General features: G+C 69.5%; 14 protein-coding genes. 5 read left to right on the forward strand and 9 right to left on the reverse strand.

What is annotated here, in order from left to right; all coding sequences use genetic code 11:
• Positions 1–36: 36 nt before the first annotated feature.
• The 6 genes from DAT35_RS05450 to DAT35_RS05475 form a co-directional block, all read right to left on the reverse strand.
• Positions 37–264 (reverse strand): ATP synthase F0 subunit C, encoded by a 228-nt coding sequence (locus DAT35_RS05450; protein WP_108065840.1) that lies wholly within the window; start codon positions 262–264, stop codon positions 37–39.
• A 144-nt stretch (positions 265–408) separates the two neighbouring features.
• Positions 409–1,524: a F0F1 ATP synthase subunit A gene (gene atpB / locus DAT35_RS05455; protein WP_108065841.1), complete on the reverse strand. Its 1,116-nt coding sequence runs from the start codon at positions 1,522–1,524 to the stop codon at positions 409–411.
• Positions 1,524–1,922, reverse strand: coding sequence for a hypothetical protein (locus tag DAT35_RS05460; protein WP_108065842.1), 399 nt, complete (start codon positions 1,920–1,922; stop codon positions 1,524–1,526). The genes atpB and DAT35_RS05460 overlap by 1 nt, the downstream gene beginning before the upstream one ends.
• Positions 1,919–2,182, reverse strand: a complete 264-nt coding sequence (locus DAT35_RS05465) for an AtpZ/AtpI family protein (protein ID WP_108065843.1) — start codon at positions 2,180–2,182, stop codon at positions 1,919–1,921. The genes DAT35_RS05460 and DAT35_RS05465 overlap by 4 nt, the downstream gene beginning before the upstream one ends.
• Positions 2,183–2,327: 145 nt before the next feature.
• Positions 2,328–3,734 carry a putative metal-binding motif-containing protein gene (locus DAT35_RS05470; RefSeq protein WP_108065844.1) on the reverse strand — a complete coding sequence of 469 codons (1,407 nt, stop codon included), beginning with the start codon at positions 3,732–3,734 and terminating at the stop codon, positions 2,328–2,330.
• A 5-nt stretch (positions 3,735–3,739) separates the two neighbouring features.
• Complete coding sequence (locus tag DAT35_RS05475) at positions 3,740–4,699, reverse strand: hypothetical protein (RefSeq protein WP_146209577.1); 960 nt, start codon at positions 4,697–4,699, stop codon at positions 3,740–3,742.
• A gap of 64 nt (positions 4,700–4,763) precedes the next feature.
• Here DAT35_RS05475 and DAT35_RS05480 point away from each other — a divergent pair, with 64 nt between their 5' ends.
• Positions 4,764–5,744: a CPBP family intramembrane glutamic endopeptidase gene (locus DAT35_RS05480; RefSeq protein ID WP_108065846.1), complete on the forward strand. Its 981-nt coding sequence runs from the start codon at positions 4,764–4,766 to the stop codon at positions 5,742–5,744.
• On the opposite strand, the gene DAT35_RS05485 is transcribed toward DAT35_RS05480, so the two are convergent.
• Complete coding sequence (locus DAT35_RS05485; protein WP_158501563.1) at positions 5,726–6,244, reverse strand: GNAT family N-acetyltransferase; 519 nt, start codon at positions 6,242–6,244, stop codon at positions 5,726–5,728. The two genes, DAT35_RS05480 and DAT35_RS05485, sit on opposite strands and share 19 nt — an antisense overlap.
• A 156-nt stretch (positions 6,245–6,400) precedes the next feature.
• Here DAT35_RS05485 and DAT35_RS05490 point away from each other — a divergent pair, with 156 nt between their 5' ends.
• The 4 genes from DAT35_RS05490 (at position 6,401) to DAT35_RS05505 (ending at position 11,846) form a co-directional block, all read left to right on the forward strand.
• A complete protein-coding gene (locus tag DAT35_RS05490; protein WP_108065848.1) occupies positions 6,401–6,922 on the forward strand; it encodes a YbhB/YbcL family Raf kinase inhibitor-like protein in 522 nt (173 codons plus the stop codon).
• Positions 6,923–6,980: 58 nt separating this feature from the next.
• Positions 6,981–9,122, forward strand: a complete 2,142-nt coding sequence (locus DAT35_RS05495) for an ATP-binding protein (protein WP_233261315.1) — start codon at positions 6,981–6,983, stop codon at positions 9,120–9,122.
• Between the two features lie 229 nt (positions 9,123–9,351).
• Positions 9,352–10,380 carry a hypothetical protein gene (locus tag DAT35_RS05500; RefSeq protein ID WP_108065849.1) on the forward strand — a complete coding sequence of 343 codons (1,029 nt, stop codon included), beginning with the start codon at positions 9,352–9,354 and terminating at the stop codon, positions 10,378–10,380.
• 35 nt (positions 10,381–10,415) lie between these two features.
• Positions 10,416–11,846 (forward strand): hypothetical protein, encoded by a 1,431-nt coding sequence (locus DAT35_RS05505; RefSeq protein WP_199242816.1) that lies wholly within the window; start codon positions 10,416–10,418, stop codon positions 11,844–11,846.
• 6 nt (positions 11,847–11,852) lie between these two features.
• On the opposite strand, the gene DAT35_RS05510 is transcribed toward DAT35_RS05505, so the two are convergent.
• Positions 11,853–14,396 (reverse strand): PAS domain-containing sensor histidine kinase, encoded by a 2,544-nt coding sequence (locus DAT35_RS05510; RefSeq protein ID WP_108065850.1) that lies wholly within the window; start codon positions 14,394–14,396, stop codon positions 11,853–11,855.
• Positions 14,397–14,527: 131 nt separating this feature from the next.
• Positions 14,528–21,994 (reverse strand): CARDB domain-containing protein, encoded by a 7,467-nt coding sequence (locus DAT35_RS58780; RefSeq protein ID WP_158501564.1) that lies wholly within the window; start codon positions 21,992–21,994, stop codon positions 14,528–14,530.
• Positions 21,995–22,104: the final 110 nt, after the last annotated feature.

Raw genomic sequence — 22,104 nt, forward strand, 5'->3', positions numbered from 1 at the left:
CCAGGGTCCTACTCGACGACGATGACCTGAGTCAGGTCACTTTGTGGCGAGCAGGATGCACACGACCAGCGCGAACAGCGTGGCGCCTTCGATGAGGGCCGCGGCGATGATCATGGTGGTGCGGATGTCACCGCCGGCGGCCGGCTGACGGCCCGTGGCGTCCATGGCGGCGGCGGCCAGCTTACCGATACCGAGGGCGGCGCCGATGATGGCGAGACCGGCACCGAGGCCGGCGGCGAGGAAGGCGAGAGCGACGTTGGTCATGGGAGTGCTTCTTCTTTCTTCGGAGGGGACCCACTTGTGGGGGGGTCGTTGCTGCCCTTTAGGACGACCTCCGGCGACCTTTCGAATCGCCGGGTACTCACCGGGGCCCCGGACGACAGGGCCCCGCTAACTCAATGAAGGACCTCAGCCGGCGACGTGGGCCTTGCCATGGTCGTGGCCGTGGCCCGTGTCCTTGTGGCCGTGCTCCTCGTCATGCCCGTGGCCGTGGTGGCCCATGGCCACGCTCATGCCGATGAAGAGCGCCGAGAGCATGGTGAAGACGTACGCCTGCACGAAGGCCACGAAGAGCTCCAGCAGGTAGATGCCCATGGCGAAGGGCACGCTCACCAGCGCCACCGCCGGGTTGCCGAGCATGAAGATGAGGCCCAGCAGGAAGAAGATGACGATGTGGCCCGCCAGCATGTTGGCGAACAGACGCATGGTGAGCGCGAAGGGCTTGGTGAACAGGCCCAGCACCTCCACCGGAATCATGATGGGCCACAGCAGCGGGTGCACGCCGCCGGTCAGGTGGGCCAGGTAGCCGCCGAAGCCCGCGGCACGGATGCCGGCAACCTGCGTGATGACGAAGGTGCACAGCGCCAGGCCGCACGTGACGGCGATGTTGCCCGTGGCGCTCGCCATCCAGGGGAACAGGCCCAGCAGGTTCATGAAAAGGATGAAGAAGAACGCCGTCAGCAGGTAGGGCGTGTAGCGCGGACCCTCCTCCTTGCCGATGTTCTTGATGGCCAGCTCGTCACGCACGAAGAGGACGAGCATCTCGAAGAGGTTGGCCGAGGCGCCACGGGGCACCAGCTTCGTCTTGTCCCGGTTGCTGAAGAGCAGCAGCGAGCCGATGAGCAGCACCGCCGCCAGCCACATCATCACCGTGTGCTTGGTGATGGACAGGTCCAGACAGCCCTCGGACCAGCCGGGGACGGCCATGCCGTGGCCCGTGTCCCGGGGCTCGCACGAGGCGCCCCCGCGGATGGGGATGCCGAACTGCGGCAGGTGGATGGCCTTGTGGTCGCTCCTGAGCGGGATCTCGATCTCGTACTCCGGCGAGTCGGAGACGTGGTGGAGGATGTAGGCCGCCACATTCTCCTCCTCCTTCTCCACGTGCTCCCCCGCCGCGGTGGCGTGCTCGACAGCCGCGCCGTGCTCACCACCGGTGGCCTCGGAGCCGTGCTCGTCCTGGACGGGGGCGGCGGCGAACGCCACGCCCGCCATCAGCCCGACGAGAAGAACCATTGCCTTGCGCATCACTCGTCTCCGCCCGCCGCGTCCCGGGACGCGGCCATCACGTAGCTCACTTCAATCCACTGCAGCACGAAGTAGGTGCCGAAGAACCCCGCCACGAACGCCACCGAGCCCAACCCTCGTTGCACCACCCACAGCAGCCCCACCACCACGGCCACCGCCCGCATCCCGAACACCACCCCCACCACCTTCAGCGCGGCATTCAAATCCCTGCTCACCGCCCGCCGCTTGAGCAGCAGCGCCACCACCCCCGTCACCGCCGCCAGCCCCACCCCGATGAACGCCGCCTGCCGGGACTCGGCCTCCCTCGGCAGGAAGGCCGCGAGCGCCAGTGCCACCCCCGTCACCCCCGCCGCCAGCCCGGCATGCTTCCGGAAGGCCTCCGCGCCATGCCCGCTCACGGCTTTCGCTTCCCCAACCGCGCCATCTCGCGGAGGAACCCGTAGAAGCCCACGGAGATCCCCGCCAGGCTCAGCCCCACCAACAGCCAGGGAGTCGTCCCCAGCCACTTGTCCAGGAAGTACCCGCCCAACACCCCCACCACCGCCCCGCCCACCAGCTTCCACACCGCGGAGATGTACGGTTCCGCCGCCCGCATCTGCCGGGCCGTGTCCGACAGCTCGCCGCCTTCCTTGTCCTCCCGGGGCTCCTTCTCCGCCATCGCCTCGACAACCCCCGGGAAAACCACGGGTTTGCTTTCCGACCACCCCGCCCTTCCTACGCGCGGGCGCCGCTTAGCATTGAAGGTGCGCGCCGCGCAACCCGTACGCTCCAGGGGGGGCCCTCCCTAGAAGGGGGGCAAATGCCTAGGGCAAGCCGAAGTCCGGTTGGAAATCCGCCTTGAAGCTCCCCGTGGAGCTGGCGGGCTGGACGAGCACCTCCACCCGCTTCACCTGGCGTAGCACCCCCTGGACATCCGGAGTGCTGTTGCTGCCCACCACCCAGGTGCCACCGTCCGGAGGCAGGGGGATGTTCTGCCGGATGAGCTCGGTCCCGGTCGAGTCGAGGATCGGCGAGACGGCCACCAGCCGCAGGAAGCCACCCGGCCCGCACAGGAGCACGATGGGCTGCCTGTGCTGCGCCCAACGGCTCAGCCCTCCATCCGGGTTGGTGGTGGTGCCCGCGTCGCTGGAGACGTCGACGAAGAGCTTGAGGTTGGTCATGGGACGCGAGAAGTCCCAGGTCCCGCCATCGCGCTCGGCCCAGAAGACATGGCTGGTGGCGCCCGAGCCCGTCCACGTACGGCCCGACACGGCGTCCGCCGGGGCGACGTTCCCGTAGGAGGAGTCCTTCAAGCACCCGCCCGGCACCCCCTGGAGGGCCGTGTCCAGGTGCCGGGCGCCGAACACCACCGAGGGGTCCGCGAAGAACTGGGCCGGACCCCCACAGTCGGGCTTCTCGTCCGTGGTGCCGTCGCAGTCGTCATCCTTCGCGTTGCACGTGTCGAGCGGCGCGGGAGTATTGACCTGGCGGCAGGTGTCCTTTCCGGCGACGCAGGCCCGGGCCCCCTCGGCGCACACGCCCAGCTTGCCGGGGACGGTGCACGCCTGGCCCGTCTCGGGGGTGTCGTCCGTCTGCTTGTTGCAGTCGTCATCCAGGCCGTTGCAGACCTCGAGGACACCCGGGTGGACAGCGCCGTTGGCCGGGCCGCAGTCATCCGGGTTGTCCACCCACCCCACCGGCCTCTGGCAGAACGTTCCCGGCTGCGCGGGGTCTCCGTAACCGTCGTTGTCGTCGTCGCGGTAGTAGATGCCTCCATCCAGCCCGTCGTCGGCGATTCCGTCGCAGTCGTTGTCGTAGCCGTCGCACTGCTCGGGAGCGCCCGGGAAGAAGAGCCGGCCTCCCGCGGTGGGGTTGTCGTTGCAGTCGTCACCGTTGGTGGCGGTCGGCACCGACTGCGGTGGCGTGCAGCGGTAGAGCGGCCGGGTGAGGTTGCCGTAGCCGTCCTCGTCCAGGTCCTCGAAGAAGAGCCGCGCCAGGCCGCCATCCAGGCAGGTGCCTCCATCCAGCACCCGGCCGGAACACACCGGGTCCTCCTTCTCGCGGCAGCACACCCCGTCGTCGCAGACGAAGCCGCCGTCACCGCAGTCTGAGGCCTCCTTGCAGGCGTAGTAGTCCCGCACCGAGGGAACCTCGTAGCAGGCGATGGCCACTGCAACACTCGCGCCGAGGGCGAGCAGGCCGAAACGGATGAGGCGGGGGGTTGGAGACATGGGCACTACTCGGACTGGGAGGAGAGGAGATCGAAGACGAAGAGGCCGGCGCCCACCGCAGCCAGGCCCGCGCCCACGCCGAGCAGCACGTTGCCCGTGCGCGCGTAGCGTCCGGCCTGGTCATAGGCGGGGCCCGCCGTGGTGAAGGCCGTGCAGTTGCGCTGGCCGCCCGCGCATGGCTCCAGCCCGGCCAAGGAGCCACGGGACAACCCGCCGGCCACCAACGAGCCCGCCACCGCCAGCGCCCCCACGCTGAAGGTGACGTAGGAGGCCGTGCGCAACCCCTTGCCGCGTGGGGCGGCCCGAGACGCTCCCGCCTCGGGCAGGAAGTCCGGCCTGGGCTCCAGGCGCAGGCGCATGCCCTCCGGAATCTGCTCGCGGGTCAGGGTCGCCTCCCCCGAGGGCTGCAACAGGTCCACCTCGTGCGGCCCCGCCGTCAGCGCCACCACCTCCCCCGGCTCGGCCATCCGCCCGTCCACGCGCAGCCGCGCCGTGCTCGGAGCCACCAGGCCACCCCAGCCCTTGCGCGCGAAGGATGGCACCAGTGCCGCCACCGCCGGCCGCAGCTCCTTCGCGAGCGCCGCCTGCGTGACTCCGCTCAGCGAGCGCCGCGCCACGGTCCCGCGCACCGTGTCCACCCACGCCACGTCCACGTCCATCGTCCCCTGGCGCCGCGGCACCACCACTCCCAGCACCAGCACGTGCTCCGTCCGAGCCTCCGCCGCCACCGCTCGCAGGCACGCGTCCTGTGCGCCACATCGGCCCGACAGCAGCCCCTCCGGAACCCGGGTGACACCCAGGCCCGTCAGCTCCCGGGCCAGCCCCTCGGCGAGGTCCAGCACCCGCCCCGCATCCGCCGCGCTCAGGCTGCCCCCATGCTGCAACCGCACCGCGAGCCGCTCCGCCGCTCCGGCGGGCAGGGACAACAAGGACATGACGAGGAACGGAGCCAGGAATTGCTTCACGGTGGGCACTGTAGCGCAGGTGTTCGGGTGTACCCACCCGGAGACACGTTAGGCTCGCCCCACCATGGACACGGCGTCGGACACGGCTTCGTCCCCACGGCTCGACGCGCGCGGCCTCGCCGCCTTCGTGGCCATCGCCTACGGCTTCTCCTGGCTCTGCGTCCTCGGCTACGTGCTGGCCTTCGGCACCCATCTGGACAAGTCGCCCATCGCGTTCAAGGTCATCGCCGGCCTGTCCATGTTCGGCCCCTCCGTGGCCACCTTCATCGTCGCTCGCAAGGTGTCTCCCCTGCCCTCCCTCAAGCGGGACACGGGCCTGGGACTCGGCCAGCACCGGCTGCGCTTCTTCCTCCTGGCCGTGCTGGGCACCCCCGGGGTGGTGCTCGGCGCCATTGCCCTCTCCGCCGTCTTCTACCCCAGCGCCCTGGACTTCTCCGGGCTCTCCGGCCTGCGCGCCCAGCTCGCGCAGCACTCTCCCCAGGCCGCGCAGGTCATCGACAAGCTCGGCGGGCCCCACGGGTTCCTCGTCATCCAGGTGGTGCAGGCCACGCTGCTGGGCCCCTTCCTCAACCTCCCCTTCACCTTCGGCGAGGAGTGGGGCTGGCGCGGCTACCTCCTCCCCCGGCTGCTGCCGCTCGGACAGTGGCGCGCGCTCGTGCTCGTCGGCGTCATCTGGGGCTTGTGGCACGCGCCCCTCATCCTGCTCGGCTACAACTACCCCCAGCACCCCGTGCTCGGCGTCCTCCTCTTCACCGTCGTCTGCGTGCTGCTCTCCCTCCTCCTCGGGTGGATGCGGCTGGCCACCGGCAGCATCTGGTCCGCGGTGCTAGCCCACGGCTCCCTCAATGGCCTGGGGCCCATCGCCCTCGAGCTCGGCTACGAGGGGAAACCGCCCGACACCGCGCTCGTCGGCATCACCGGCTGGCCCGGGTGGCTGCTGCTCGCCGCGCTCGTGGGTGTGCTCGTGCTCACCCGGCAGCTCCCGGTGCGCAACCCCGGTGACTCCCAGGGCACGCCCGGCACCGCTCACGCCTCCCAGACGTAGGCCACCTCCGCATAGGAGTGGCCGCCGAGCTCAATCCACTGCTCGCCCCCGAGCCGCCCCCCGAGCCGCTCGTAGAATCCCCGGGCCGCGGCGTTGTCCTTCAGCACCCACAGGATGAAGGGCACCAGCCCGTTCTCCCGCAGCCAGCCGGTGCCACGCTGGAACAGCGCCCGGCCCACGCCCCGCCGCTTCACCTCCTCCACCAGATAGATGGCGTACAGCTCACCCCGGTAGCCCGGAAGCGACTCGGGCGGGGGCCGGTTCTTCCCCACCGCGCACAGGCCCACGATGCGCCCGGTGTCCGGCTCCTCGGCGACGAACACCCCCGCGTCCGGGTCCGCCAGTCCCCGGCGCCACCCCGCGAGCCGCTCCTCGAAGTCGAGCCCCTCCAGGTACTCCTGGGGTAACAGGCCCCGGTAGCTGCTCCGCCAGCTCTCGAGGTGCACCCGGGTCATGCCCTCGGCATCCTCGAGGCCCGCGCGTCGGATGGTGATGTCCACGGAACCCTCCTCCTCACTTCCAGGGGAGACGGCCAGCGCAGCGCCCCGGGGGATGACCGCCGCCGCACCCACCCACCGGGCCCTCCTCGCCGCGAAGTCCCTCCGTCTCCAGCTTCCGACTTGGACCTCCTTCCACATCATCAAGAGGAGCACGCCATGCCACTCCAGCTCACCTCGGCCCGCTTCGAGAATGGTGGGCCCATCCCCATCGCCTATACCTGCGAGGGTGATGACCTGCCCCCGCCCCTCCACTGGGAGGGCGAGCCCGGGAACGCGAAGAGCTTCGCACTCGTAGTGGAAGACCCCGACGCGCCAGATCCGAAGCACCCCCAGAGGACCTGGGTGCATTGGGTGCTCTACAACGTGCCTCTCAACGTCCACGACATCCCCGAGTCCATGCTGGCCGACTCCCTCCCCGAGGGTGCCCGTCAGGGCCTCAACGACTGGGGGCGGCTGGGCTACGGAGGGCCCTGCCCCCCGATCGGCTGCCATCGCTACTTCTTCCGCCTGTTCGCCCTGGACACCGTGCTGCCAGACCTGGGACGCATCACCCGGAAGCAGCTCGACCAGGCCATGGCCGGCCACGTGCTCGCCCAGGCGGAGCTCATGGGCACCTACGAAAAGGTGCACCACCAACATGATCCCCACGAAAAGATGCATCCCCACTACCACCCCTGAATGAAGGGTCCGGGCCCGGCCGGGCAACCTCCGGGCCCTTCCCCCCGACGGGCCTGGGGTGACATCCTCGGTCCTCGTGACGACGCCCTACGGATCGGGGGGGGCCCCGTACCAGCACCTGGACACGCTGCCATTCGCACTGGCCGTCGTCCGAGACAGCCGCATCGTCCACGCCAACCCGGCGTTGCTCGAGCTGCTCGGCTTCACGCGCGAGCAGGTGGTGGGCAACTCCTTCGAGATGCTCTCGGTACACCCGCAGCCGCTCCTCGCCGAGCGGCACGCGCGCCTGCTGCGCGGCGAGCCGGTCCCCGACACCTATGAGATGGTGATGCGCACCGCCACCGGTGAGCGGCGCGTGGAGCTGACCCTGTCGGTGAGTGGGCCGGACACCTGGGTGCAGATGCGCGATCTCAGCGGCCGCGTCGTCCACCGCCAGTTGCTCCAGCGCATGGCCACGCTCGGCGCCTCGTTGCCCGGCATCCACACCGAGGACGAGGTGCTGCGCCGCGTCTTCGAGGGCCTGGCCGAGCTGGAGGTGTCCTATGGCTACCTCGTCCCGGACAATGAGCGGGTGTGGCTGGGCCATGCCTTCGTGGCCACCGGAACCGCCGCGGGCGAGACGCGCCTGGCCGGCCAGCACCTGGTGGATGTACCGGGCACCTGGTCCCCGATGATGGAGCAGGCCTGGCGCGAGGGCTCCGCCTACGGGGAGGACTTCGCCTGGGAGGCGGCCCGCTTCGTGGGACCCGAATGGGCCGAGCCGGTACGCAAGCACCTGCGGCGCGTGGAGCCCCTGCGCTCCATCTGCGTCCGCATCGACCTGGAGGGCGGCCCCCGGGCGCTCCTGGTGGTGGCCGCGGACTGGCTGCGCGAGGAGGAGCTGCCGTCGCTGCGCCTCTTCGCCGCGCAGGTGTCCGTCGCCCTTGAGTCCGCACGCACCATCTCCCGGCTGTCCACGCGCAACACCGCGCTCGCCGCGCTCAGCCGGCTGGCCGCCGTGGCCGCCACCGCGCCCGAGCCGCGCGCCTTCTTCGGGCCGGGCACGGAGGAAATCATCGGGCTGCTGCGCTGCTCCGCGGTGATTCTGCTGCTGCGCGCCGAAGGCTCCGATGTGCTGGAGCTGACATGGGCCCACGGCGCCAGCGAGGAGGCGTTGCGCCCCTTCCACCGGCTCCCCGTGCGCGGGAGCATGTCCGGCAAGGTGGTGGAGCTGGGCATGCCCATGGTGCTGCACGCCGATGACTTCCCCAACACAGTGCGCGAGCAACTGCGGCACCACGACCGGGGCTCCCTGGCCATGGTGCCCCTGCAGGCGCGCTCGCGCATGATTGGCACGCTCATCATCACCTTCCACCAGCACCGCCTGATGTCCGCCCTGGAGATGGAGACGCTCCAGGCCATGGGCTCCCACTTCGCCGCGGCCATCGAGTCCCACCGCCTCCTCCAGGAGGTGCGCGGGCGCGCCGAGGAGCTCGCCCGGCTCCACGCGGAGCTGAAGCTCGCTCAGCAGCAGGTGGTGGAGCACGAGCGACTGGCCGCACTCGGCGAGCTGTCCGCCGTGGTGGCCCACGAGGTGCGCAACCCCCTGGGCGCCATCTTCAACGCCGTGGCCACCCTGCGCCGCTTCGTCGAGCCCGCCGTCCCCGCCGCCACCCTGGTGGGCATCCTCGAGGAGGAGGCCAACCGCCTCAACCGGCTCGTGGATGATCTGCTCGACTTCGCCCGCCCCTCCTCGCCCCAGCCCCAGCCCATTCCGCTGGCGCGCCTGCTGGAGGAGGCCGTGCGCACGGCGACGAGCGGCCAGTCCCGCGTCCGTGTGGAGTGGATGCTGGAGGAGGACGTCCCCTCCGTGCCGGTGGACGAGCGGATGATGCGGCAGGCCTTCCTCAACCTCGCCCTCAACGCCGTGCAGGCCATGCCCCAGGGCGGCCTGCTGCGCGTCACCGCCCGCCGTTGCCCCGAGCGCCCCGGCGCCATCATCGAGTTCACCGACACCGGCCCCGGCATCCCCCCGGAGCTGCGCGAGCGCCTCTTCAAACCCTTCTTCACCACCAAGGCCACCGGCACCGGGCTCGGGCTCGCCATCGTCCAGCGCACCCTCAATGCCCACTCGGGCCACATCTCCATCGAGTCGCCTCCCGGTGGCGGCACCACCTTCCGGCTGGTGTTGCCGCTCGGCCCGGAGTTCGTGGCCGCGTAGGCAGGCGCTTGCCCTCTTGCCTGCCAGGGACTGATCACTTCCAATCCCTTGTCATGCCGGGGCTCCGCCCCTCCCTAGCCTTCCGAGCGGAGGCGGAGTAGAACCAAGCGACCCCCAGGTATCGTTCTGTGGCTCGGCGTGGCCGGCGTCTCGTCTCGCGGCCTGGGCGGATTGCATCGCGGAGCCGGACACCCCCCGAGCCCCATCCCGTCATTCGGGAGGTGTCGTGATGCGTCGTCTGCTCGCAGGGAGTGTCGCAGTATCCGCGCTGGCGTTGGCGGGAAGCGCCCAGGCCTCGGGGGAGTGTGGCTCGACGTCCGCCGGTTGGAACGCGCCCAACGGAGCGGTGGTGTTCGACCGGGGCCCCGGGCCCATCCGGGACGTGCTGGACGCCGTGGGCGAGTACCGCACGCACTCGATGCTCTCCCACGGCCCGGGAGCTGGCGTGTCGCACGCCACCATGCGGACACCGGACCAGGCCGACTGGCCCGGCGTCTGTACCAAGCCCATCGTCGGCAGCCAGATTCAGTACGGCCAGCCGGGCCTGGAGCAGGTCAACCAGGGCGGCATCTACATGTACATCTACGGGGACCCCGCCGCCGGCGCCGAGTGGACCGGCTGGCAGCAGGGAGACCCCGCCCAGGCGGCGCTGATCGGCGACTCCATCTGGTACAACCACCCCTACGTCAGCGACGTGTCCAAGTACGACTCGAGCCAGTACGTCGACCGGCCCGTCCGCAACGGCACCCGCATCAACTACTCGCTCTTCCAGTACCGGGACCTGCAGACCACCAACCAGATTCCGGGCGACGGCGTGAACAGCGGCATCGTCTGCTCCACCTTCATGGCCTACGCGCACAACTACGCGGGCCGCGGCGTGGTGACGCCCTACACGTACTCGCACGCGCAGATCGCCAACGCGTCCAACTCGCTCTACACGGGCGTCTACAACGAGTGCAAACAGTCGCTCGGCTGGTTCACCAACGCGCTGCTCACCGTGGCCTGCCCCTTCTACAACGTGTGCGGCAACGCCGGGAACCAGGTGGCCAACTGCATGTCCACCAACATGTGCGACACCAACGACAGCCGCTACTGGAAGAGCGTGCGCGATGACCCCAACTCCACCGCCCGGTCCATCAGCCCGGACCGCGTGGGCGGCTGGGGCGTGCACCCCACCAACAACACCATCTGGGGCCCGGACTACTCGCACCAGCTCCAGTGGAACTCGGGCGGCAACGTCTACGGCTGCTGGCAGTAACCCGTCCCGCTCAACCTGGAGAGGAGCCCCACGCGATGACGCCAACCCCCGAGAACCGTTCCCAGCGGCCCTGGCGATGGGTGCTGATGCTCGCACTCCTCGCCCTCGGGGGAGTCGTGGGCTGGCTCCTCTCCCGGCAGCCGCCGGCACCCGAGGCCCCCGTGGCGGCCCAGGTCCGCACGCGCACGCCTCCCTCCCAGGAGGACGCGCCCCCCCCGGCGCTCGCCGCCACCGCGCAGCCTCCCGAGGCCGCGCAGCCTGACGCCGCCGGGCCCGCCGCGCCCATCGTGGATGAGATTGTCGTGGAGAAGCCGGAGGTGTGCTCGGGCGAGGACAACCTCATCACCGTGCGCGCCCACACCCCGGACGGCAACGACGCGTACCTGCACTACACCGTGGGCGATGGCACCGGCCAGCGCATCCCCATCCGCGTCTGGCGCAACGACGCGGACGGCTCGTATGAGATTCCCCAGGTCACCGTCTTCACCAAGGACAACACCTCCGTCACCGTGCCCATCCCGGCCTACAAGGTGAAGGAGTGCGAGCCCGAGCGGCTCGTGCACGTGATGTCGCGGCGGATGCCCAACGCCGAGGACGACTTCGAGTTCCTCGCCAAGGTGGTGGAGCGGCCCGCCGCTCCCGGCAAGCCCGCGCCCAAGCCCTTCGTCCCCGCGCGCTACGTGTGGACGTTCGACGACGAGGCCCCGGAGACCACCCCGGGCCCCATCGTCTCGCACTCCCTGCTGGGCAACACGGGCGCCGCGAGCATGTACACCCAGCACCTCATCCGCGTGGACGTCTACGACGCCGCGGGCCGCAAGGAGACGGGCCGCTCCTCGCTCCAGGTGCTCAACACCTCCTTCGAGAACTTCGACAAGAAGGGCATCGTCACGATTGTCGCCGTGGGCACACCGCGCTTCCCCGTGGTCGACCCGGACGGCGTGGTGCGGCAGACGTTCCGCCTCTACCACCGCTTCCGCGGGCCGGTGCGCCTCACGAAGGTCACCACCGTCCGCGCATTCCGCGGCACCGACGAAGGGCCCCCTCAGCCCGAGCAGGTGGACGTCGCGTCGCTCCCCGTGAGCGAGGTGCCCGAGGGCAAGGGCACCGAGGTGAAGGTCTCCTTCGACACGAAGGCCGAGCCCGACGTCTTCGCCATCACCTACTCCCTGGAGGGGCTCAGCGCCGAGGGCCACCCGGCTCGCGGCACCTTCTCCGTCATGCGGCCGCCGCCCCGGCCCACCAAGGAGAACAGCACCCCCGTGAACGACCCCGTCCTGCTCGCCAAGATCAAACGCGCCCGCGAGCTGCTCAAGCAGGAGTACGTCACCGACGAGGACATCTTCCGCCTGGAGCGCGAGGGGAAGTTCGCGGACCTCAAGGTCGATGCCTCGCAGAAGCCCTCCGGCACCGTCGCTCCCGCCGGAGGACCCCTCAACGGGCGCCCGCGCAACCCCGGCAGGTAGGGCCGCTCACCCTCCGACGCCGGAATGGAGCGGAGCCCCCCTGGAGTTCCGGGGCAGACGCACGGTGAAGGTGGTGCCCTCCGCTTCGGTGGAGCGCACCTCGAGCGTGCCCTCATGGGCCTGGACGATCTGCCAGGCGATGAAGAGACCCAGACCCAGCCCGGACGTCGGATGTCCCTCCTTCGTGGCCCGCCGGAAGGGCTCGAAGATGTGCGGGAGCAGCTCCGCCGGAATGGGAGCGCCTTCGTTGTGGACCTCCACGCAGACGGTGTCCCCCTCGTCGCGCAGCACGAAGTCCACGGGGCGGTCCTCGGGACTGTAGTCCAGCGCGTTCTTGCCCAGGTTGCCCAGGAGTTGGGCGAGCCGGTCGGCATCCCACTCGCCCCGGCAGTCGCCTCGCATGCACAGCCGGAGCTCCCGCTGGGGATTGCCAGTCTCGAGCTCCTCCAGCACATGCTGGCAGATGTGGCGGAGGTTGGCCGGGCGAGGGTGGATGGGGATGCCCCCGCCCAACCGCCCCCGCGTGAAGTCGAGCAGGTCGGCAATCATCCGCTCCATGCGCCTGGCACTGGTGGCAATGCGGCGGACGCTCTTCTCGTGGTGCTCCACCACGCAATCCGAACGCATCAGCGCGTTGACGGACAGGAGGATGGCATTGAGTGGATTGCGCAAATCATGGGAGACGATGCCCAGGAAGCGCTCGCGAAACTCCGCCGTCCGCCGCAGCTCCTCCTCCACGCGCTTGACGTCGGTGATGTCGGTGTTGACGGCCACGGCACCCACGATGTCGTCCCCGATGCGGATGGGAGCGGCGGCGCAGCGCACCACCACGTCCCTCCCTGACTGGAGGTGACGCGAGCGCACTTCTTGAATGGTCGGTACCCCCCGGAAGGCGCGCATGAACGGCTCCTCTTCCGGCGTGAGCCGATGGTCGTCCTCGATGGAGCGGTTCTGGAGCCGCTCCGACAGGGTGGCCACGTTCTGGTTCAGATCCTCCAGCGATTGAAAGCCCAGCATCTCCAGCGCCGCGGCATTGGCCTGCTTGATGCCCGAGGCATCTCCCACGTACAGGGCATCCGGAATGCTCTGGAGGATGGCCTCGAGGACGGCCGAGTTGCGCGCCACCTCCTCCTCGACGCGCTTGCGCTCGGTGATGTCCAGCCCGGTGCCCAGCAAGCGCACGGGACGCCCCGAGCTATCGAAGTACACCTTCCCCTGCGCGCTCACCCACCGGACCCTTCCGTCCGCCGCGGGGACGGTGCGGTACTCGACGGCAATGGCCCCCGGGCTGCCCGGCGCCAGCACTTCCTGGACGAGCCGGTCCACGCGTGCGCGATCCTCGGGATGGATACGCGCGAGGAAGGTGTCGTAGGTGCCGGGGGCGTCTGCGGGTACCCCCAGGAGGGCGCGCGTATGCTCGTTGCAGACCACCTCGCCTGTCGTGAGGTTCATGTCCCACGTCCCCAACGCCATGGCCTGGGTGGCCAGGCGCAGCCGCTCCTCGGCAGCCCGGCGCTCCTCGGCGGCGAGTGCCTCGACCCGCCGGCGCGCCTGCACCAGCTCCGTCACGTCCGAGGCGACGACGATGACGGCCTCGACCTGGCCCTGGCCATCGCGCATGGGCTCGTAGACGAAGTTGAAGTACACATCCTCGATGGCGCCTCCTTCGAGGCGCGCCAGCCGAGAGGGCAGCTCCGTCCCGACGAACGGCACCCCGGTGGAGCGCACCCGCTCCAGCAGCTCCTCGAACCCCAGGCCCGCCGTCTCTGGCAGGGCGTCGAACAAGGGCTTGCCCAACAGCTGCTCGGGACGGCGGCCCCAGATGCGGCAAATCATGGGATTGGCCAGCTCGATGACGTAACGGGGTCCCCGGAAGATGGCGATGGCGGTGGGGGCCTGCATGAACAGTGAATGGAGCCATTCCCGCTGGCGCTCGGCTTCGGCGCGGGCCTGGGACACCATCACCAGGGACTCGTCGCGCACGCGCACCGCCTCACGGAGCTGCGTGCTGACGACCTTGAGCTCACGCGCTTCTTCGCTCTGGTGGGCCAGACGGAGGACGTCCGTCACGTCCTCCACTCGGTGGAGGAGGTAGCGCACCTCTCCCTCCGCGGAGAGAACAGGGATGTTGATGGGACTCCAGTACCGCTCCTCGAAAGCCCCCCCTTCGGCCACGGGACGCCGGACGTCATATTTCTGCACGGCCATGGTGTCCGCCGTACGAGTGGCCAGGGCCCGCTCGAGCGAGGCGCGCAGGTTGCGCACGCCGTCGGCGCCCGGATCCGCCGGGTTGTCGGGGAACACCTCGAAGAGGGCGCGGCCGAGGATGTCCTCGCGGGCCGTCATGGTGGCGCGCAGGTAGGCATCGCTCACCGCCACGATGGTGAAGTCCGCATCCGGCGTGAGGACGAGCACCGCGCCCGGGCTCTTCTCGAAGAGCTGCTGGAAGTCCGCGGCGGACGGGCTGGAGGGAGGGGACGGCTCGAACGGGTGGCCCGCCCAACGCCAGGCGTCCCTCGAGAACCGAGAGTCGATGACCCGTTCCTCCATGTACTCAACCCCCTGATGGGACGGCTGTCCCCTGCGCGTCCCCCAAGAACCATGGGAGTCAACAGTGGGACAGCCCCGGGGTCTTCCAGGAGAGAAGCCTCCTCCACGAAGGAGGAGGATCTCCCGGCGGACTACGGCTCCACCACCACGGTGTTACCCGCTCGCCCGTTGTTGCTCCAGGTGGACTCCTGCACGGAGCCACGCGGGTTGACGAAGGCGCCCAGCCGCCACGTTCCCACCGGCTGGAACAAGGAGGACACCGGCAGCGTGGTGCACTCGTCCGAGTTGAGGTAGCCCACGTCCACGCGGCCAAGGAACACGTCCGAGCCGGGCGAGGGGCCGCTCGGGATGATGACCTCGTCCTGGGAGAGGTACAGCTCCACCCGCGTGGGGCTGGACGACAGGTAGCCCTGGTTGCACACCGTGACGGACGCCTCGAGGGGCGCGTCCTGCCGCGTGCTCGCCGGGCCGGACACGCTCTGGACGACGAGGTCCGCCAGGCGGCCCACGCTGACCAGGTCCCCCGCGAGCCCGTTGTTGCTCTCGAGCAGCTCCAGCTGCTGGCCGGACGGATCCGCGAGTCCTCCCAGGTACCAGCCTCCCCAGGCCAGGGCGGAGGGCGCCCAGAGCGAGAACGGAATCGTCTGACACTCCTGGGGGAGCAACGTGCCCGTGGAGGCGCTGTCGAGGTGGACATCGCCCGGGAGGGTCCACCCCGAGAGGATGGATGTGTCCGACGAAAGGACGAGCTCCACGATCGTACTGCCCGGCACGTCTCCCTGGTTGCACACGGTCATGGACGCCTTGAAGGGCGTCCCCGCCAGGAGGCGCTTCGGTCCGGTCACCTTCGTGACGACGAAGTCCACACCGCTCCCCACGCTCACCTCGCGGCCCACGTACACGTTGTTGTCCTCGAAGAGCTCCGCCGTGTTGCCGCTCACGTCCACGAGGGCACCTACGCGCCAGGCGCCCTGCAGGTAGGGGACGTTCCCGGACAGCTGGACGGGAGTGCACTGCCCCGCCGGCAGGTAGGTGTACGCACCGGCGAGCCAGAAGTCCCCATCCGGTGGGAACGGCGAGGTGATGGTGCTGTCCTCGGAGAGCACGAGATCCACGTCCGAATAGGTGCTCTCGAAGCCCTGGTTGCAGACGGTCGCGGACACGGTGATGGGGGCCCCTGGCTGCAGGCGCTCCGGGACGGACACCTCCTGGATGACGAGGTCCGCCTGGTAGCCGAACGCCACCCGGCCACCCAGGAACGTGTTGTTGCTCGTGATGAGCTCCGGCGTCTGGATTCCGGCGCTGGTGATGGCCCCCAGGTGGTACAGCCCTTCGGACGCGTAGACCGCGGGTCTCAGCGACACGGTGTCGCACGCACCGGTATCCAGAAACAGGGAGGCGGAGCCCAGGTAGCGGTCATCACCCCCGGGCGAGCCTGGCGGGTCGATGGTGGTGTCCTTCGAGAGGACGAGCGACACGTCCCCACGCCCATACCCGCTCCCCTGGTTGCACACCGTGATGGACACGGGGAGGGACGTCCACGACCACGGCGCCGCGACCTCCGGCCCCGTCACCTTCGTGATGACGAAGTCCGGCCCGGAGCCGATGATGAACAGGCCGCGCACCCTCGCGTTGTTGTCATCGAGGAGCTCCTGCCTCTGGCCGCTCGGGTCGACGATGGCGCCCAGGTGATACACCCCCTCGGGCAGACCCTGGCTCTGGGCGGGCACGGACACCGCGACACACTGACCACGTGGCAGCAGGTCGATGGACGCACCGCCCAGCCAGAGGTCCCCACCCGGCTGGCCTGGGGGCGTGAGGACCTCGTCCTCGGAGAGCAACAGTTGCACGTCCGTGGTGGCGTCCTCGGTGCCCTGGTTGCACACCGTGACGAGGATCAGGAAGGAAGACCCTGCCTCCGCGCTCGCTGGCCCCGTCACCGCCTGGACGGTGAAGTCTGGCCGGTTGCCCAGGAGCATCGTGCCGCCCGCGTACGTGTTGTTGCTCTCGATGAGCTCCTGGACGGAGTGGGCCGGATCCACCACCGCGCCCAGGGTGTACTGCCCCTCGGGCAACACCCCGAAGACGGCCTGCACTGGCACCGTGGCGCAGTGGTCCGGCCCCGGAGCGCTTCCGATGAACAGGGAGCCCACGAGGACGTCATTGGACGACGGGCCCTGCCCGGTGATGACCGGGTCCGGCGACAGGAAGAGCTCCACCTCCGGGAAGCCCCACCCGGTGCCCTGGTTGCACACCGTGACGAATGCGGTGAAGGCGCCCTCCGTCCTCTGGGCGCCAGGCCCCGTCATCGCCGTGATGATGAAGTCCGGATCGTAGCCAATGCCCATCAACCCGCCCGCTCGCGCGTTGTTGCCTTCGAGGAGCTCCCGCACGCCATTGGAAGGATCCACGATGGCGCCCAGGTGGTACGCCCCCTCGGGCACGGAGGGAGTCTGGGCGGAGATGGACACCTGGGTACACTGGCCCGCGTCCAGGGGGCCCACGCTCGTGCCGCCCAGGAACGTGTCTCCGCCCATCCGTGGCCCCAGCGCGGTGATGACCTCATCCGCGGAGAGCAGGAAGGACACGTCCGAGGAGCCGCTCACCGTGCCCTGATTGCAGACGGTGGCGGAGGCGGTGAGGACCCAGCCCGGCTGACGGCTCGCGGGCCCTGTCACCTCCGTGACGACGAAGTCCGGCAACTGGCCGATTCCCATCGCGTCGCCCGCACGTGTGTTGTTGCGCTCGAGCAACTCGGGCTGGGCGTTGGTTGGATCGGCCACGGCCCCCAGGTGGTACTCCCCCTCGGGCACGGAGGGAGTCTGGACAGGCACCTGCAACGTGGCGCACTGCCCCGAAGCCAGCGTGCCGCCACTCGCGCTCCCGAGCACCCTGTCCCACTCCGCGAGCGGCGTGCCCGGAGCGACAATGGCCTCGTCCTGGGACAACACGAGAAGCACATCCGTGGAGCCACTCACCGTGCCCTGGTTGCACACCGTGGCCGAGGCCGTGAAGGCATCCCCCGGCTTCGCGCTCGCCGGCCCCGACACCGCCGTGATGACGAAGTCTGGCAGGCTGCCCAGCCCCACCTGCTCGCCCACGCGCGTGTTGTTGCCCGCGATGAGCTCCCAGTTGGGGGTGAACGGGTTGACGAGGACGCCCAGGTACCACGCGCCCTCCAGCGAGGTGCTGACCTCCATCGACAGGGGGAAGCACTGCCCCGGCTCCAGGTAGCCAAAGGAGTCGCTGCCAAGGAGCACGTCGCTCCCCTCCTGGATAGGTGACGGGAGGGAGATGTCCGCGTCGGCCGACAGCACGAACAGCACCTGTGCGCTGCCGATCCCCACCGTGCCCTGGTTGCACACCGTGGTGGACACACGGAACGGCTCTCCCGGACGAGCGGTCGCCGGGCCCGTCACGTCCCGGATGAACAGGTCTGGAGCGGCGCCGAAGCCCACCAGCTCCGAAAGGGCCGTGTTGTTGGACTCGAGGAGCTCGGGTAGTTGGTGGGAGGGATCCGCCATGGCGCCCAGGTAGAACGCGCCCTGGATCTCGGACGACAGGGCGGTGGACAGCAACTCCGTGGTGCACTGCCCGGGTGCGAGGGAGGGCGGGTACAGCACGCCGAGGAGCATGTCGCCCAACCCATCTGGCGAGATAATCGCATCGGGTGACAACACGATCGCCACGTCCGAGGTGCCCTCCTGGTTGCCCTGGTTGCACACCGTGGCGGACACAGTGAACGGGTTGCCCGGCCACACGCTCGCGGGCGCCGTCACCTCCCGGATGACGAGGTCCGGCCGCTCACCCACGCCCAGCGGCGCACCCACGTGCGTGTTGTTGCCCGGGATGAGCTCGCTCTGGGTGTGGTGCGGGTCCACGATGGCGCCCGGGTACCACATGCCCTCGAGCGCATTCGTGGCCTTCACGGACACCGTGGTGCACTGCCCCACGCCCAGCGTCCCCACGGACACGAGGCCCAGCGACTGGAGCTGGCCACCCGTCGGTTCCGCCGGAGACGGCTCGAGCGGCTCCGAGGAGAGGAGCAACTCCACGTCCGTGGAGCCACTCGCGGTGCCCTGGTTGCACACCGTGGCGGACACCGTGAAGGACTCCCCCGGCCTCGCATTCACCGGCCCCGTCACCCGCGTGACGATGAAGTCCGGCAGCTCGCCCAGACCGATCCGCTCGCCCACGCGCGAGTTGTTGGTCTCGATGAGCTCATAGTGGGGGATGGAGGAGGCGACGATGGCACCCAGGTACCAGGCCACTCCGGACAGAGGGGTGCTGGTCCGCGCCGACACCGTGGTGCACATTCCGGGAGTCAGCGTGCCCACGGACACGTTCGCGAGCGTGAGGTCGGTAGGCGCGAGCACCTCGTCCTCCGAGAGGAAGAAGGTCACCTCGGCGCCATCCTCCCAGGTGCCCTGGTTGCACACGGTGGCGGACACGGTGAAGGACTCCCCCGGCTTCGCGCTCGGCGGCCCGGCCACCTTCGTGATGATGAAGTCCGACCTGAAGCCGATGCCCATCTGGCTGCCCGCGTACGTGTTGTTGCGCTCGATGAGCTCGGCCTGGAGGTTGCCCGGATCCACGGCGGCGCCCAGGTACCAGGGCCCTTCGGCCAACCTGTAAGCAGAGGCCCACGCCGGCCGCGTGACGCACTGCCCGGGAGGAATCAGGCCCGTGAGCACCCGGCCCGCTTCGAAGTCCGGGCTCTCTTCGAACGCCGATGGCACGGAGATGACCGTGTCGGAGGACAGCATCAGCATGACCTCCGTGTCACCGGGCACGGTGCCCTGGTTGCACACGGTGACGAACGCCAGGAAGGGCTGGCTCAGCATCGCGCTCGGAACGCCCCGCACGGCCGTGACGACGAAGTCCGGCGCGTCCCCCACACTCATCACATTCCCCGCGGACGCGTTGTTGTTCTCGAGAAACTCGGCCTGGAGCTGACCCGGGTCGACGAAGGCCCCCAGACGGTACTCGCCCACCGGGAGATTCATGGCGACGGGTACGCTCAGCTGCGCCGTCACCTTGCCGCACTCCCCCGGCCCGAGCGTCCCCACCGAGGCGCCGCCGATGACCACATCCCCATCCGCCTCGGGCGTCCCCGGCACGGTGATGACCTCGTTCCGGGAGAGCAGGAGCGACACGTCCGTGCTTCCCGCGAGGTTGCCCGGGTTGCACACGGTGAACGAGGCGTTGAAGGTGTCACCCGGCCGCGCGCGCACGGGCCCCGACACGTCCTTGACGATGAAGTCCGGCCGGCTGCCGAGCCCCATCTGCCCATCCACACGGGTGTTGTTGGTCTCGATGAGCTCCGGCTGCGTGTCGAACCGGTCGGCGATGGCGCCCAGGTAGTACGTGCCCTCGGGGAGGAAGGCGCTGCCCTCCATCTGGACCTCGGAGCAAGCGCCGGGGAACAAGGTGCCCACGCTCGTCTCCTTCACGATGACCCGCGGCCCGCTCGGCGACGTCGAGCCGAGGTCCGCATCGGACGACAGCAGGAGCGACACGCTCGTTCCCCCGGGCATGGTGCCCTGGTTGCACACGGTGACGAGCGCCGAGAAGGCCTCCCCCGGCTTCACACCCAAGGGCCCCGACACCTTCGAGACGATGAAGTCCGGCCGGCTGCCCACGCCGATGAGCCCACCGTTGCGCACGTTGTTGCTCTCGACGAGCTCTTGCAAATCGTTGAGCGGATCCACGAGGGCCATGAGGAACCACGCCCCCTCATCCATATAGGCGACACTCGAGACCGTGACCGGCCCGCACTGGCCCGGATACAGGTCCCCCGTCTGCACGCGGCCCAGCTCCACATCCTTGTCCTGCGGCAGGAAGCCGGGAAGGGCGATCTCCGCATCGGGAGAGAGCACCAGGCTCACGGACGAACTGCCCGCGAGGTTCCCCTGGTTGCACACGGTGAGGGTCGCGGAGAACGCCTGTCCGCTCAGAACACTCGGAGGCGCGCTCACCGACTGGACGACGAAGTCCGGCCCCATCCCAATCCCCACGCTGTCTCCCGCCCGGGCGTTGTTGCTTTCGAACAGCTCGGCCCGGGCGTTGAGCGGATCCACGATGGCCCCCAGGCGGTACTCCCCATCTCCCTGCGAGTAGGGCAGGGACACCGGGCCCGAGATCGGGAGCGTCTGGCATTCGTCCGGCTTCAGCGACCGGGTGGATGCCTGGGCCAGGAGGACGTCCCCATCACCCGCCACCGGCGCCGCCGGGAGGATGACCGTGTCCTTGGAGAGGTAGAGCCCCACCTCCGCGCTCCCCTCCACCAGGCCCTGGTTGCACACCGTGACGGACGCGGAGAGAGCGCCTCCCAGCTTCGCGTAGGCCGGCCCGCTCACCCCGGTGACGACGAAGTCCGGCAGGTTGCCCACGCCAATCGTTCCGGCCACGGAGGTGTTGTTGCTCTCGACCAGCTCCACCACGACATTGGCGGAGTCCGCGACGGCGCCCAGGTAGAGCTCGCCCTGCAAGGTGGCAGGCACGCTGGCCGTCCACGTGAGCCCCCTGGAAGCGCAGGCTCCGGGTGGCAATATGCCCACGGAGACCCCACCCACGAGGAAGTCCTGGCTCATGGAAATGGTCGCATCCTTGGAGAGGAAGAACTCCACGGAGGTAGCGCTCGGGGCGACGGAAGTGCCCGGGTTGCATACCGTGACACCCAACTCCAGGGGCGAATTGAGCGCCACCTTCGTCTGGGACACCATGATCGGAGAGGAGATGGTCAGGTCGGGCCGGGAGCCCACGCCCAGGAGCGAGCCGAGCCCATTGTTGGTCTCGATGAGCTCCGGCCGCAGGTTGCCCCGGTCGGCATAGGCGCCCAGATACCAGGCCCCCGACGCGACCGAGGGAATGAGGCCCTGGAGGGACAGCGGAATGCACTGCCCCGGAAACAGCGTGCCCGTGGACACCGTGCTTCCCAAGGCAAGGTCCTGCGCCTCGGTGATGACCGCATCCGAGGACAGGAACAGCCCCACGCCCGCGCTATCGGGCAGGGTGCCCTGGTTGCACACCATGACGTTGGCCGTGAGCGTCTTGCCCACCAGCACGCTGGCGGGCCCGCTCACCGACTGGACGACGAAATCAGGCTGGGTGCCCACCCCCACCTGACCGCCCGCCAGGGTGTTGTTGCTCTCATTGAGCTCCGGGGTCGAGCCATTGCGATCGGCGATCGCTCCCAGATACCAAGCCCCCGTCACCTTGGCCGGGAGCATCAGCTCGCGCGTGGCGCATGCGCCGGGCACCAGCCAACCTGGCGAGAAACTCCCGATGGACGGGTCCTGCCCCGCGGCGATGAGCGCATCCTTCGACAGAACGAGCTCCACGGTGCCGGCGCTGCCGCTCTCGCTGCCCCGGTTGCACACCGTGGCGCTCACGCGGAACGCTTCCCCCCACCTCACACTGGCTGCCCCACCCACCACCTGCTTGATGAAGAAGTCCGGGCGGCCGCTCAACGCCTGCTCCACGGACTTCGGTGAGTCGCCTTCCGGCTCCGGCGCGTGGGCGCCTCCACATCCCATCGCTCCCATCCACACGCTCGCGGCTGCGAGCGCGGTGACTCGTATGCTGCTCCGGCTCATTTGGCTCTTCCCCCTCTGCGAGCACCCATCCGACAGCCGGGTGGGTGCATTCATGACATTGAAGTTTTACGCTCCAGGCCCGACCCGGCAGAGTCTCATCAGCAGGGTGA

This window comes from Vitiosangium sp. GDMCC 1.1324 (assembly GCF_003044305.1).
Taxonomy (GTDB): Bacteria; Myxococcota; Myxococcia; order Myxococcales; family Myxococcaceae; genus Archangium.